General features: G+C 40.5%; 10 protein-coding genes. 9 read left to right on the forward strand and 1 reads right to left on the reverse strand.

All coding sequences use genetic code 11. From position 1 onward, the window contains the following. Window positions 1-127: 127 nt before the first annotated feature. Window positions 128-1,261, reverse strand: a complete 1,134-nt coding sequence (locus V6R21_RS18610) for a glycerate kinase (protein ID WP_334245095.1) — start codon at window positions 1,259-1,261, stop codon at window positions 128-130. 188 nt (window positions 1,262-1,449) lie between these two features. Between V6R21_RS18610 and V6R21_RS18615 the strand changes: the two genes are divergently transcribed. The 9 genes from V6R21_RS18615 (at window position 1,450) to V6R21_RS18655 (ending at window position 16,071) form a co-directional block, all read left to right on the forward strand. Then, window positions 1,450-4,716, forward strand: coding sequence for a glycoside hydrolase family 2 TIM barrel-domain containing protein (locus tag V6R21_RS18615; protein WP_334245096.1), 3,267 nt, complete (start codon window positions 1,450-1,452; stop codon window positions 4,714-4,716). A gap of 595 nt (window positions 4,717-5,311) precedes the next feature. Then, window positions 5,312-6,760, forward strand: coding sequence for an MBOAT family O-acyltransferase (locus V6R21_RS18620; RefSeq protein ID WP_334245097.1), 1,449 nt, complete (start codon window positions 5,312-5,314; stop codon window positions 6,758-6,760). A 5-nt stretch (window positions 6,761-6,765) separates the two neighbouring features. Beyond that, window positions 6,766-7,707, forward strand: a complete 942-nt coding sequence (locus V6R21_RS18625) for a hypothetical protein (RefSeq protein ID WP_334245098.1) — start codon at window positions 6,766-6,768, stop codon at window positions 7,705-7,707. Between the two features lie 162 nt (window positions 7,708-7,869). Beyond that, the gene (locus V6R21_RS18630; protein WP_334245099.1) at window positions 7,870-9,306 is read left to right on the forward strand and encodes an MBOAT family O-acyltransferase; all 1,437 of its coding nucleotides are present in this window, start codon (window positions 7,870-7,872) and stop codon (window positions 9,304-9,306) included. 5 nt (window positions 9,307-9,311) lie between these two features. Next, window positions 9,312-10,196, forward strand: a complete 885-nt coding sequence (locus V6R21_RS18635) for a hypothetical protein (protein WP_334245100.1) — start codon at window positions 9,312-9,314, stop codon at window positions 10,194-10,196. Between the two features lie 208 nt (window positions 10,197-10,404). Beyond that, window positions 10,405-11,022, forward strand: a complete 618-nt coding sequence (locus V6R21_RS18640; RefSeq protein ID WP_334245101.1) for a TetR/AcrR family transcriptional regulator — start codon at window positions 10,405-10,407, stop codon at window positions 11,020-11,022. A 59-nt stretch (window positions 11,023-11,081) separates the two neighbouring features. After that, window positions 11,082-12,683, forward strand: a complete 1,602-nt coding sequence (locus V6R21_RS18645; RefSeq protein ID WP_334245102.1) for an acyl-CoA carboxylase subunit beta — start codon at window positions 11,082-11,084, stop codon at window positions 12,681-12,683. Between the two features lie 50 nt (window positions 12,684-12,733). Next, window positions 12,734-14,077, forward strand: a complete 1,344-nt coding sequence (locus V6R21_RS18650) for a flavin-containing monooxygenase (protein WP_334245103.1) — start codon at window positions 12,734-12,736, stop codon at window positions 14,075-14,077. 5 nt (window positions 14,078-14,082) lie between these two features. Beyond that, window positions 14,083-16,071: an acetyl/propionyl/methylcrotonyl-CoA carboxylase subunit alpha gene (locus tag V6R21_RS18655; RefSeq protein ID WP_334245104.1), complete on the forward strand. Its 1,989-nt coding sequence runs from the start codon at window positions 14,083-14,085 to the stop codon at window positions 16,069-16,071. Window positions 16,072-16,097 lie beyond the last annotated feature (26 nt).

The following is a 16,097-nucleotide window of genomic DNA, read 5'->3' on the forward strand; positions in this document are numbered from 1 at the left end:
TTCAAAAATTATAGGTGGTTGATTAGTTCACCAGTAAGTGTTTGGCTTACGGTTTCGCAAATTTAAGTGTAATTGATCCAATAAAAAGATAACAAAAACTACCAACTAATGAACAGTGTGATCAGCATTAACAATTATTTATAATATTTATCACCTTTATTACCTCTCTGACAGCATTGAAAAGTAATTTTTCAGAATGTTGGACAGCTTTTTTTAATGACATTGGTTCATTTAAAATAGAATATACTCCAGCAAAAATATCCAAAGAAGTATTGTTCTCGACAGGAATACTTCCCGCAAAAACCAAAACCGGTTTTCTGTATTTGGCACACCTCTCAGCAATGGCAAAGGTCCCTTTCCCTGAAGCTGATTGCATATCCAAACTCCCCTCTCCTGTCAATACCAGGTCAGCATTTCTTACAGCCTCATCAAAACCTGTGGCATCCATAACCAGTTCAGCACCTCGCTTAAGCTCTGCCCCTAATAAAGCATAAAGCCCTGTCGATATCCCTCCTGCGGCACCACCTCCTTTCAGTGAACTTATGTTCTTAGCTGTTTTCTTTTCCAATACTCCACAAAAATGCTTCAGGTTGTTATCCAGTTCAATGATTTGATTGTTATTGGCACCTTTCTGGGGCGCATATACGTAAGCCGCACCATTCTTACCAAAAAGTGGATTTTCTACATCACAAGCCAACTCGATCTTTACAGTCTGAAGTTCTCTTCTCAATCCACTCAAATCAATGGTTGTAATACTTCCCAAACTCCCTCCTCCTCCTGTTACTTCATTCCCGTTTTCATCCAAAAACTTAGCTCCTAAAGCCCTCAAAATACCAGTTCCGGCATCAGTTGTCGCACTGCCTCCTAATCCAAGTATCACTTTTTCACAACCCAAGTCCAATGCTTTGGCGATTAAAAGCCCTGTACCAAAAGTACTCGCCTCCATTGGTTGTAACGCACCCTCATCCAGTCTAGCAATACCTGAAGCCGTCGCTACATCTACAATTGCCAAATCCTGTCCTACAACCCCGATCTTACCTTTTATTGCCTTGTTATTGGCGTCAACTGTATCACATTCCAGCAATTCTCCACCAAGTGTTTCCACCATTACCTCTGTAAAGCCATCTCCACCGTCAGCAATAGGTATTTTTGTTACAACCGCATCATGCGCTACATCTTTCACTGCTGCTGACATGATATCAGCAGTCTGTTTAGCAGAAAGGCTTCCTTTAAAAGCATTGGGGGCAATCAGTATATTCATTGGTCTGGTTATTTTTTTATACTTCCAATATTAAATCTTGAAAGAATTCTTTCAACAGTCTTGAATTAACTTATCCTGAGAATTAATTTCTATCATCTTTTCAATTTTATTGTATTATTCAGTGAAATACCCAAATTGACATATATGAATACCAGCTAAGGCTCAGGCAAATACCAAAACCCAATTACATGAAAGTACTTTATCCCCTAATTCTATATATCACTCTTTTTAACCAGTTACTGATGGCACAAACAACGCCAGATTGGGAAACCCCAACTATCACAGGAATCAACAAATTACCTGTTCACTCCTCCTATATTCCGTATCAGGATGAGGTTTCAGCCCTGAGCCGAATCCGTCAGAATTCCAATATGGTTTCAATGCTGAATGGCACATGGAAATTCAAATTTCTGAAAAATCCCGACCATGCACCTGAAGAATTCTTCAAACCTGACTTTAACCACTCCCACTGGAATGATATCAACGTTCCTTCAAACTGGCAACTCCAAGGTTTTGGTCAGCCTATCTACACCAATATCGTTTACCCGTTCCCTGCCACCCCTCCTTTTGTCCCACACAATGGCAATGAAACAGGACTTTACTTCAGGACTTTCCAAGTACAACAACTTCAAGAAAACGAGCGATTTGTATTGCATTTCGATGGGGTACAATCTGCATTTTATGTTTGGGTAAATGGAAAAGAAGTTGGCTATAGTCAGGACAGTATGACTCCTGCTGAATTTGACATTACCAGCTTCCTTATTGAAGGTGAAAATTGTATTTCGATCAAAGTTATTCGTTGGTCAGACGGCAGTTATCTTGAAGGACAAGACTATTGGAAGTTAAGTGGAATATTCAGGGATGTTTACCTACTCAGAACACCGGAAGTATTTATTCAGGATTTTTCGGTCCAAACAGACCTTGACAAAAAATATGAAGATGCATCACTAAACCTTTCCATCCAGCTAGCCAACTTATCAGCGACAACATTTGATGGAAAAATAATCGCCAAGCTTTATGCACCTGACCAATCCCTTGAATTTGAAAAGGAAATTGACTCCAAAAAAGTCAACAGTCACCAGGAAGTGACCTTAAAACTGAACCGGAAAATTGAAAAGCCAATAAAGTGGAATGCCGAAACGCCACACCTCTATACCTTGACCCTAACGATTGTCGATGATGAAACCCCATTTTATAGCATTTCTACAAAAGTTGGCTTCAGACAAGTTGAGATAAAAAAGGGTCAACTTTTGATCAATGGACAGGCAATCTATATCAAAGGAGTTAACAGGCATGAATTTGAACCGGAAAATGGCAGGGCTATTTCTGAAGCTTCCATGATTAAGGATATCCTCCTGATGAAACAGCACAACATCAACGCGGTCAGGAATGCCCATTACCCCAATCAATCACGGTGGTATGAGCTATGTGACGAATACGGGATGTATGTTATGGATGAAGCCAATATTGAAAGTCACTATTTATGGGCGTACAGAAATGAGTCACCTGTAAAGGCTCCCGAATGGCAACAATCAATCTTGGAAAGGGGAATGGCAATGTTTGAACGCAGTAAAAATCATGCTTGTGTGATTATGTGGTCATTGGGTAATGAAGCGGGCAATGGTCCTAATATGGAAGACATGGCAGAATGGATCAAAATCAAGGATACCCACTCACGCCCCATACATTACGAAGGCCGTACGATTGATTACCCCATCATGCAGGAAAGTGAAGTAGGGCTGCTTCAATCAGCTCAAAGTCTTTGGGCTGGGTTAAAATGGTCTCAAAGTCTCTCAGGCTACGATATCAACAGTGCCATGTATCCCACTATTGGGCGTGTACAGGCAATGCACAAGGCCGATTCGTTACGACCATTGATTCTATGTGAATACGCACATGCAATGGGAAACTCTACTGGTTTGTTTCAGGATTACTGGAACTTATTTGAACAACACCGTACCATGCAAGGAGGCTTTATTTGGGACTGGGTTGATCAGGGATTATTGAAACATGACAAAAAAGGGAATCCTTATTGGGCATATGGAGGAGATTTTGGAGAAAAAGTCCACGACGGAGCATTTTGTTTGAATGGGTTGGTCTTTCCTGATAGAAAACCCAAGCCCGCTCTGCAAGAAGTGAAAAAGGCGCACCAGTTTATCAAGTTTGAAGATTTTGAATTGGAAGGTCAACAGGTAAAAATTAGAAATGCGTACGCCTTTCAGGATTTAAGCAATTTTGAGTTCAGGTGGCAATTATTAGAAAATGGCAAACCCATCCAAAAAGGCTTGTTACAAAAGTTATCCTTACTCCCAAATGAGTCAAAACGCATAAGTATTCCCTTTGAACTCCCCAAAAACAGCTTAAACAGTACTTATCACCTTACTATCTCTGCCTTATTGAGAGCAGACACACCTTGGGCTGACAAAGGTACAGAGATGGCATGGGAACAGTTTATCATAAAACAAGCTGAACAACAGCCATTGCCTCTAGACCTCAATAACATTCCAGAACTGACATCCGAAGACAGTGGCAACCTACTACTGATTGGTAACGATGTGTTCAGGTTAGCTTTTCATAAAGCCAATGGGATGATTAGCAATTTCACTTATAAAGGTGAGAAAATCATGTTAGCAGGGCCTATTGTAAACCTTTGGCGAAGCCCGACAGACAATGATGAAGGTTCCCAATTTAACCCTGATCCCCGTGTTCAATTTCACGGACCCCTCTGGCGAAAAATGGGATTAGACAGCCTTACGCTTAAAAAGGTAGAGGTAGAAACTGAAAAGACATCAGCTAACAGTATAACTCTTATCGTTAGTGGAAATCTGGCAAGTAAAAAAGTAGATTATGACCTCCAAACCACTTATCAGATTTTTGGGAATGGTGACATTCAGATAAGAAACTCACTAACCAGAAATAATTTTTGGAGCCTGAGTACACCACCATTACCTAAAGTAGGCTGTCAACTGTACTTCTCTCACGATTTTGACAATATCAAATGGTGGGGAAAAGGACCTCAGGAAAATTACCCTGACAGACAAAGCGGATACAAAATGGGAATCTATGCTGCTCAAGTAAAAGAGCTGCAAGTCCCTTATATCAGGCCACAGGAAAATGGCAACAGAACACATGTTAATTGGGCGACACTTACAAACTCAAATGGAAAAGGAATTATGGTAATTGGCAAAGAAATGAATATTAGCGCACATCATTATTCCATCGATAACCTGTCAACTGCTAATCATCTCAAAGACTTGAAAGATGGTGAGTTCTTGACTTTTAATGTAGACTATAAGCAATCAGGGTTGGGCAGTGAAAGTTTTCTTTACAACTTTTCCAAGGAATCACTACTGAAAGAAAAACAATACAGCTGGAGTTTCAGAATTTCACCCATTGACCTTTCAACAGAAAAGATAGAAGATAAGCTGAAATACCAATTAGGGTTTGGTCTTTAGAATCAGGTTGGGTTGATATCAAAAGTTCAACAATTATTATTTTAATTTGAATCCCATTATAAACGACTTGTACTTGGCTTCACAAACAATGTACAGGTCGTTTTTTCATTTCTGTTCTTTAACTGAACAATAACAACACACAAAACATCACAGAACTGTACAGTGTATGCTTTAGCAAGCATCAAAAATCGTTTACTTTTTACATGTTGTTATTGCATAATAAGTATTTTACGGTTTTATTTATATCATAATTTCCATCTTGAATATTGTTTTCAAGAGACTTTCTCTATAAAATCTGTACGCTTGCTGTTACAACGTAAAAATTCCAATATGTACTAATCTATTCATTGTTTACAATATCATTTTGTCAGTGGATGTAACAAATGACCGATACAGGTCATGGATTACTGATACTATATTATCCTTTAGCTATTAACTAAGATTATTTTCACAAGCAAGTGATGTCTTGTGAATTGCAACAACTTGAGTACATGTACCCTATACAGCAACAGCACACCTGATGATTACTATTCAGGCTGCTGTAAGTCTCATAATGGCTTTAAACTAATTAGACTTCTGAATAACCCAAATCAATATGTTATTTAACTCAATAGACTTTGCTTTTTTTTTACCCATCGTCTTTATACTGTACTGGTTCGTCTTCAATAAAAGCCTGAAAGCCCAGAATGCTTTCCTGCTGCTATGCAGCTACATTTTTTACGGATGGTGGGACGTTCGTTTTCTTTCCTTGATTGCCTTCAGCTCACTTGTTGATTACAGTATCGGACGAAAACTGTCCCATACAGAAGCGGAAGGAAAAAGAAAAATACTACTCTTTTTAAGCCTAGCCATCAATCTTGGTTTTTTAGGTGTATTCAAATATTACAATTTCTTTGCAGAAAGCTTTGCTGATGCATTCTCATTAATGGGTAAAAATATAGATGCGGCCCGACTTAATATTATTCTTCCTGTCGGAATCAGCTTCTATACATTTCAGACACTAAGCTACTCCATTGATGTATACCGAAGAAAACTCCAGCCATCCTCTGACATCATTTCCTTTTTCACTTTTGTAAGTTTCTTTCCTCAACTGGTTGCCGGACCTATCGAAAGGGCCACGAACTTATTGCCACAATTTGAACGGAACAGACAGTTTGATTATGCGAAAGCAGTTGATGGCATGAGGCAAATACTGTGGGGGCTATTTAAGAAAATTGTCATTGCTGATAATTGTGCCATGCTGGTCAATGATATATTCGCCAATTACACTGAATATTCCGGCAGCACATTACTGTTGGGTGCTTTCTTTTTTGCATTTCAAATTTATGGAGACTTTTCCGGGTATTCTGATATAGCCATTGGCTGTGCCAGACTCTTTGGCTTTAACTTTATGAGAAATTTTGCCTTCCCCTATTTCTCAAGAGATATAGCAGAATTCTGGAGACGTTGGCATATTTCACTATCCACCTGGTTTAGAGATTATCTCTACATTCCATTGGGAGGAAGTAAAGGAGGCTCATACATGAAACTCAAAAACACTTTCATCATATTTATCGTCAGCGGCTTTTGGCATGGTGCAAACTGGACTTTTGTTGTATGGGGTTTTTTAAATGCACTGTTTTTCTTGCCTCTGCTGTTAGCTGCTTCCAACCGAAACAATATTGATACACTAGCCAAAGGCAAATTGCTACCTTCCTTTAAAGAACTGTTAGGAGTAGTCAGCACATTTGCACTCACCTTACTGGCCTGGATTTTTTTTAGGGCAGCAGATATCTCTACAGCATTTGCCTATATAGATGGCATCTTTTCAAAAAGCTTTTTCAGCATTCCTGAGATTGATATCAAAACTTTGGTGTTTGTACTGATTCATATCGTATTGCTGCTCATGGTTGAATGGCTACAGAGAGAGAAAGAACATGGACTGGAGTTCAAAAACTTATCTATACCTAAACCATTCAGATGGAGCATGTACATAATGCTTTCATTTTACCTGCTGACCTTTGGTATTTTTGAAGAAACTGAATTTATCTACTTTGCTTTCTGATTACTATGAAAAAGTTCCTGTTCAATATCGTTGCATTTGTCTTGATCGCTTTCACAACCTTGATGATCTGTGTCATGAGTACCTCTGCTATTGTAGACAGTAAAGAGTTCAATAATGGGTCTACCGAAAGCAATACACTAGTTTTTCATGAGAATGAACAATATGACCTGATGATATCCGGCATATCACACGCCCGATTTTTCTCCCGCTACCAACATCACCAGATTGTAGAGGGGCTTTTAGATAAAAAAATGATTAACATAGGACAAGGTTCCAATATTTGCGGTGTCAATGAGCAGTATTTTTATTTAAGATTCTTTTTAGATCAAGGCAATACAACTAGGCAATTGGTTTATTTTCTTTCTCCTCCTATGCTCTATTCTGAAACTTTACCGATTGCGTCCAATACTTTCGACTACGAAAGATTTGACTTCAGTTTTTTATGGGCGTACCTGAACTCTGAAAGTGAAAATAAAAGACAAAGGATCTTTTCCTATATCAAGTCAAAACTTAAGCCCAGCTGGCTTTTCCATAATGGCAGCAAACAAAATGGCATATACAACAAATTAGACAAGATTGATCAGGATGTTGTCAAAAAAGGGTTTATAGAGGCATATGGTGAAAACGGACCAAGTAATGATCGCTTCTTAAAATCCTGTAAGGTATTGGAAGAAGAAATAATATTCTGTCAGAAACATGGCATATCATTCGCCTTCGTGATTCCGCCAGCTTTATTTGGAAAATGGCCTGGGCATCAAGAAGTAGTAAAATTTGCTGAAAGAATGCATCAGCAATACAGCATTCAATACTATGATCATGCTGAAGCAGTTTTAGAGCCTACTTTATATAAAGACCACCATCACTTAAACACTGAAGGTATCAAGTATTATACTGCTCACTACCTCAAGGATATTATAAATGAAAAAGATCTCATTACCGGAAATTAAAACCTATGAACCACTATCAACAAAACTCTAGCTGAAGCTAAAAAAGAGGAGAAGTGATCCTCTCACTTGATTTAATAACAATACACAAAGTGACAAAACAAACAAAAACCACTGTCACATACCCAATAGCTAAAACTGATAACTACTTAATCAAAAGCATCTATGATTTTCAATAGTATCCCTTTTCTGGCTTTTATTATTGCTGTCATCCCGATATTCTACTTACTCAAAGGAAGGATGCGAATGCTCTTTATTCTACTTTCAAGCTATTTTTTCTATGGCTGGTGGGATTGGCGATTTCTAAGCCTTATTGTTTTCAGTACTTTCTCTGATTACCTGATTGGATATCAGATTGGAAAAACACAAAGTGAAACCAATAGAAAGCTACTACTGATCTTGAGCCTGATCACCAATTTGGGGATGTTGGCCTTCTTCAAGTATTTTAACTTCTTTATAGACTCTTTGGACTCAACTTTAGGAGTGATTGGCTTACCTCCTTCAGGTGTGGTATTGCATATTATACTTCCTGTCGGAATCTCATTCTACACTTTCCAAACACTGAGCTATACCATAGATGTTTACAGAAAGGAAATACCTGTAGAGACCGATTTTCTAAAGTTTGCTTCCTATATCTCATTTTTCCCTCAGCTTGTAGCAGGACCCATTGTAAGAGCGGCAGACTTTCTTCCACAAATGAATGATATGAACAAGGGACCTGAGCTAAAAAACATTCTGAAAGGGCTTGACCTTGTAATGATCGGATATTTCAAAAAGGTGGTCATAGCTGATTCTCTTTCGCCTCTAGTAGGACAGATTTTTGAGAACCAAGCCAACTTCAATTCCATCAACCTGATTATCGGAATGGTATTTTTCACCTTCCAGATCTACTGCGATTTCTCTGGGTACTCTGATATTGCTATCGGTTTTGCAAGAATGATGGGATTTGAATTTCCCAAAAACTTTAACCTTCCTTTTATTTCCAGATCGTTTTCTGAGTTTTGGAGAAGGTGGCACACCTCCCTTTCATCATGGCTCCGTGACTACCTATACATCTCTATGGGAGGAAACAGGAAAGGAAAGTTTAATACCTATCGTAACCTGATGCTGACCATGGTATTGGGAGGTCTTTGGCATGGTGCAAGCTGGAACTTTATTGGTTGGGGTATCTTGCATGGCAGTTATCTGGTAATCGAAAGGTTATGGGTTACCAACCTCAAAAGAATAGACCTTTACCCAAAAAGTGGCATATTCCACAAGGTGTTTGAAGGACTCGGAATTATAATCGTATTCTCAGGAGTCTGTATTGCCTTTGTGATGTTCCGAACTGTTGACTTCAACCACACATGGAGCTACCTCACTGGAGCTTTTGCTTTCAATGGTATGTCTTTGGCTTCAATTGTCAACAAGTTCCATGTAATGAAAGGAATCCTGCTCATCTGTATTCTTTTCTTGATGGAAAACCTGAACTTACGCTACAACTTACAACGCTTTGTTAGCTACTCTCCAATACTTCGTGCAGGTATGTATGCCGTTGTTATATGGATCATCTCATTTGCGGGAACTTTTTTGGATAACCAATTTATTTACTTCCAATTCTGATTAACATGAAAAAGAACTATAAACTTACACTTTGGCTGGTTTCATTCATTATCATATTGTTTGCTGGAGACAGACTTTTATCTGCTGCATTGATGCATCTGGTCGACAGTTCAGAATTCCGTTACTCAAGAATGTACCGAGGAGAAGCACAATGTGACATCTTATTGGTTGGCAATTCAAGAGGGTTACCACTATACCAGCCTTACATTGAGAATGAGACGGGGAAAAAGACATTTAACATCAGTTACAATGGCTTACCTACAAAAGTAGCCTTGCCCCTGCTTGAAGATTATTTTGAAATGTATGAACCTCCCAAGACTGTATTGATTGAGGCTACAATGGGAGGTCAGCGTCCAGAGCTGACAGAGAATTTCAAACTTTATACAGACAAATCTGAAAGGCTAAGAGGTGTCTTAATGGATACAAATCCCAAAGCCCTTTTCTTTTCTGAAATGTTCCATCTGTACAAGTTCAATAGTGAAGTCTTTCAACGTTCTCTATACTACATGGATAAAAGTGATACCACTTGGCTTAACGACAGGGTTATCAACACTCGATTGCTAGATAAAAAATATATGAAGCAATTTGACGTCAAGCTTGACGAAAGAGCAGTAGATGACTTCAACAAGATCATAGACCTCTGCAAGAGCAAAGGGTCTGAAGTACACTTTATCGTAAGTCCGTACTATCCTGAATTCCGTAATACCGCATCAAACTTTGATGCCTACAAAGAGGCCTTAAGTGAAAGGATTGGCCATCCTTTATACGACTACAGCCTTCTGATCAATGACCCGACTGCCTTTGCTGATTACCTGCATATCAACAAGAAAGGAAGTAAAACATACATTAAAAAGATGCATGAGGATGGTATTTTGATTAGTCTAAACTAGATATAGACTTACTCATCTTCAAAATATCAAGCCTGTCAAGATCTAATTTTGACAGGCTTTTTTTAAAACCAACCATTTATGCTTTATTGGAAAATACGGTATCCTATTAGTTAAAATAATTATTGTAATTTTGACATTTAGTATTTTTGTTCTAATTTATTAAAAGTAATTAAAAAGTAAGTTCTATTTGATAAGTTCAGAAGGGCCAATGAGTACTAAGGAAAGAATACTGGCGGAATCCATTCAACTCTTCAATGAGAAAGGCTTTTCAAATAGTACCATGCGGGATATCGCCGAACGGGTGGGAATCAGTCCCGGCAACCTTGCTTACCATTACAAAAACAAGGACTTCATCGTAGAGGAACTGTTTATGCAAATGGAAGAGGAACGGAAAAGCATGCTGACAGAAGCGCAACTGATTCCTTCATTTGACAATATCAACCTACAAGTCAGACAGATACTAGACCTTACTGATAAGTATCAGTTTTTCTATCTGGATGTCTTGGACATTGTCAGGGCATATCCCAATCTGGCAGAAATGCACCGGAACTACATTGAAGGGCATATCCAGTATATCAAAGCGATGCTGGATCACTCGGTCGGTATTGGCAATATGAGACCTGAAGCTGTAAAAGGTCAATACCAAAGACTCGCCCATACGGTTTGGATGGTTATTTTCTTCTGGCTGATGCAGGAAAAGGTCAGAGGTGTTGAATCCACTTCAGAAGAACTGTATAAGGTACTGCAAGTCATGTGGGAACTGGTACTTCCCCATCTTACCGAACAGGGAATGCTACATTTTCAAAAAATGGGCGCTTTCAGTTGAAAGTGTCCTGATAATAAAGAAACCCAAAACTAACGAAAAGACCATTCTGGTCAATTCACATGAGTATTATCAAATCCAACATCAATCCGCAATCTGTACAATTCAAGACCAATGCGGATGACATGAGACTCCTGCTTCAGAAGCTGGCAGAGAAAATGGAAGAAAGCCGTTTTCAGGGTAAGGAAAAGCATATTGCCAAAGCCCGCAGTAAGGGTAAGTTATTGGCAAGGGAAAGGCTTGAGTTACTGCTTGATCAGGATTCACCTTTTCTGGAGCTATTGCCTTTAGCAGGCTTAGGCGGAAAAGGTTTCGGACCCGGTGGTACCACGGTTGGTGGAGTCGGATTTGTAGAAGGAAGGCTCTGTATGGTAATCTCCAATGTGGGTACCAACAAAGGTGGCTCCGTAGATTATGCCACGCTTCAGAAAAGCCTTCGGCTTAGTGAGATTGCCGCTGAAAATGCCTTGCCTGTCATCAACCTGGTGGAGTCGGCAGGAGCCAATCTTCCTGAACAGGCTCGAATCTTCAACTATGGGGGCGCCAGTTTCAAGGAAATTACACGACGTTCACGAAATGGCATACCAACCATCTCAGTTGTGTTTGGCAACAGTACAGCAGGAGGTGCCTATGTTCCAGGTATGTCAGACTATGCTATCTTCATTAAGCAACAGGCAAAAGTATTTCTGGCTGGTCCGCCACTGGTGAAAATGGCAACCAATGAAATAGTGGATGATGAATCTTTGGGAGGTGCCGAAATGCATTCCCGAACCTCAGGCGTATCTGACTACCTCGCAGAAGATGAACTGGATGGTATCAGGATTGCTAGGGAAATAATTTCCAACCTCAAAAAGCCCGACACACACTTTATCCCTGATCCTTCGAGCATCAAAAACCCAGTTTACGATACGGAAGAGTTGTTAGGTATTGTCTCCTCAGATATCAAAGTTCCATTTGATGCCAGAGAGGTAATCGCCCGTATTGTAGATGGTTCAGATTTTTCAGAGTTCAAGCCTGAATATGGCAGTACACTGGTAACCGGATTTGCTAAGATTCACGGCTATCAAGTTGGAATATTGGCCAACAATGGCGTACTGTTTTCTGAATCAGCCAACAAGGGCACCCACTTTATTCAGCTCTGTAACCAGAATGATATTCCACTTCTGTATTTACAGAACATAACGGGTTTTATGGTAGGTAAGCAATATGAGGAAGGGGGTATTATTAAACACGGCGCAAAACTGATCAATGCCGTTACCAACAGTACTGTCCCTGCCATTACCATCATGATGGGCGCCTCTTTTGGTGCTGGTAACTATGCCATGAACGGCAGGGCTTACGAACCACGATTCCTTTTTTCCTACCCCAATGCCCGAATTGCTGTGATGGGCCCTGAACAACTGACAGGTGTAATGGAAATCATTCAACGTGAAGCGGCACAAAAAGCGGGGCTACCTTTTGATGAGCAACAGGCTGAAGCCATGCGAACTTATATGATGGGTGAGGTGGAAAAACAATCCGATGCCTTTTATTCCACAGGACAACTTTGGGATGATGGGATTATTGACCCAAGAGAGACCCGAAACTACTTAGGATTCTGTTTGGCTATCGTCAACAATATTCTGATCAAAGGCAGCAAGGAGTATGGTGTCTTCAGAATGTAATTAGAATTGAGACTGAATTAACCTTAACCAATAACAATCACTGTTACTATATGAAAGTTTGTGTAATCGGTGCTGGCTGCTCAGGTATTACAGCCATTAAAAACCTGCTTCAGGCGGGCGTTACAGACATTACTTGCTATGATCAGAATGATCAAGTTGGTGGCAACTGGATTTACTCCGAGAATGAGAGCCATTCCAGTGTCTGTGAGACCACCCATCTGATCAGCTCGAAAACCATGTCTGAGTATATGGATTTCCCAATGCCTGACCACTACCCCGATTACCCTTCTCACAGACAGGTATTGGCTTATTTCCAGTCCTATGCCATGCACTTTGGGCTATTGCCTTACATCCAGTTCAATACCAAGGTAAGTCAGGTAGAAAAGTTGGAAGGACAAAGATGGAAGGTATCACTTTCTACAGGAGAAGCTCAAGAATTTGACTATCTCTTTGTCTCCAACGGACACCATTCTGTACCGAGAATGCCAGATTTGCCGGGAACATTTGAAGGGGAATTGCTACACTCCCATCAGTATAAAAACAGCAGACCATTTAAAGGAAAACGGGTACTGGTAATCGGTGCAGGTAATTCGGGTTGCGATTGTGCTGTGGAAATTAGCCGTGTGGCAGCATATGTCTCCATCAGTATGCGAAATCCGCAATATATCGTACCAAAGTTCTTTTTGGGGAAACCTTCTGACACATTCAACGAAGGACTCCTTTGGATGCCTAAACCCATGGCAGGGTTTCTGAGGAAAATATCACTCAAATTTCAGGTGGGTACCTACAAACAATATGGGTTACCAGAGCCTGACTATCCTGTCATCGCTGCTCACCCAACAGTCAACTCCGAACTGCTGTACATGATTAAGCATGGAAAGGTGCATCCCAAAACAGGGATTGAAAAAATTGAAGGCAAAAAGGTATGGTTCAAAGATGGTAAAAGTGCCATTTATGATACCATTATTACAGCAACGGGCTACAAGATTGCCCTGCCTTTTTTTGACAAGGATTTCATCAATTATGAAGTGGCAGACCGCATTCCGCTTTTCCTGAGAATGTTTCACCCCGAACATCCGACCTTGCTCTTTATCGGACTATTTCAGCCGCAGGGTGCTATATGGCCATTAAGTGACTACCAGTCCAAGCTGGCAGCTAATTATGTAACAGGGAAATGGCAATTGCCAACCACTATCCAAAAGCTGGCAGAGAAAGATGCTGATATTATTGAAAAGGAATTCAGGAAATCAAAAAGACACACCATTGAAGTGCATTACCATGCTTTTCTCAAAAAGCTGAAAAAAGAAATTCCAAAAGACGCTCCTGCATGGGTTTCCAACAAGAAAGATAAGATTGACAAGGAATTGGTCACCCCGATAACCCAAAGTAATTGACACATATGAAAGCCATACTAATAGCCAACAGGGGGGAAATTGCCCGACGGATTATCCGTACATGCCGGTCAATGGGCATCCGCAGCATTGCAGTTTATGCAGATGCCGACCGGCATGCCCCTTATGTTCAGGAGGCTGACACAGCCTTTTCACTGGAAGGTAACCAGCCTTCCGACACTTACTTGCACATTGAAAAACTGATGGCTGCCGCCAAGGCAACAGGAGCTGATGCCGTACACCCTGGTTACGGTTTTCTTTCCGAAAATGCTGCCTTTGCCCAACGTTGTATAGACGAAGGCTTGACCTTTATTGGACCACACCCTGAGGCAATCGCCAAGATGGGTTCCAAGTCTGAGGCAAAGGCATTGATGGAGGCACATGGCGTTCCCATTATTCCAGGTTACAGAGGTAAAGAGCAATCAGAAGAAAAACTTTCGGAAGAAGCATTGCGAATCGGATTCCCTGTCCTGATCAAGGCAGCTGCTGGTGGAGGAGGCAAAGGAATGCGTATTGTCAATCAGTCTACAGCACTAAAGGAAGCAATTCTGTCTGCCAAAAGAGAAGCTGCCAATGCCTTCGGGGATGATGAGCTGCTGGTTGAAAAATACTTTCCATCTTCCCGTCATATCGAGTTTCAGATTTTTGGAGACAAACATGGCAATGCAATCCACTTGTTGGAACGGGAATGCAGTATTCAGCGCCGTTACCAGAAGATTATAGAAGAAAGTCCATCCCCTGCCCTTTCCGATTCACTTAGGGAACAAATGGGCAATGCTGCAGTAAAGGCAGCTAAAGCACTGCAATATGACAATGCCGGAACAGTTGAGTTTATCCTGACTGATGAAAACGAATTTTACTTTTTGGAGGTAAATACCCGCTTACAGGTGGAACATCCCGTGACTGAAGCGATTACAGGGCTTGACCTAGTTAAACTTCAGATTGAGTCAGCAGAAGGCAAACCGCTTTCCATCAAGCAAGAAGAGATCAAAGCCAATGGTTATGCATTGGAGTGCAGACTATATGCAGAAGACGCTGCCCAAAACTTTATGCCTGCGACAGGTAAAGTATTGCTTTGGGACACGCCAAATATAGAAGGAATGCGCTATGACAGCGGTATTGAAACAGGCTCAGCGGTGTCTATTTTCTATGACCCGATGATTGCCAAAATCATCGCCCATGACACTGATAGGCAAGCCACCATCCGAAAGATGACATATGCCTTGCAAAACACTTCCTGCTTAGGTATTACCACCAATAAAGACTTCTTACTTCACTTATTGAGTAAAGAGGATTTTCAGGCAGGAAACTACGACACCCATTTTATTCAGAACAGGATTGACCTGAATGCTTTTCAACAGGAAAGAATCAACCACATCTCAGAGGATTGTATTGCACTCGTACTTTATAGATGGGCTGAAAGAAATCACCAAAGAAAATTGCTGACCGCATTGCCATCAGGATGGAGAAACAGCTTTAACCAACCTCAACAGGAAAACTGTCAGGTTTACGGTCAAACCCTAGCGGTAAAATACAGACAGGTTAAAGAGGTATTCAACTTCTGGATAGCGGATCAGGTCTATCAGGTTAATTTGGAAAATACTGATCTCAATTCTATTCGATTGACCATCAATGGTAAACAAGTAACCTATCAGGTGGCAACTGAGAACCACAAGGAATACTTCCTTCAAAGTATAGAAAACGGAACCGCAAGGATTGAAATACTGGACAGGTTTCCAAACACTACTTCTTCAAAAGCTGAAGGCGGTTACCATGCGCCAATGCCTGCCGAGGTCGTCAGTGTACTGGTCAACGAAGGACAGACTGTTAAATCAGGGGATGCCTTAGTCGTGCTGTCATCCATGAAAATGGAAAACACCATCACTGCATTTGAAGACGGTACTGTACAGGAGCTTTTTGTCAAAACAGGAGACAATATAGAGGCAGGTAGAACTTTACTCACACTTTCCAAGGAAGCAATTCCTGTCATTGAATAAATTACTAACCATATAACACACATTTA

Origin of the sequence: Limibacter armeniacum, from assembly GCF_036880985.1 — a bacterium.
GTDB classification, from domain to species: Bacteria; Bacteroidota; Bacteroidia; order Cytophagales; family Flammeovirgaceae; genus Limibacter; species Limibacter armeniacum.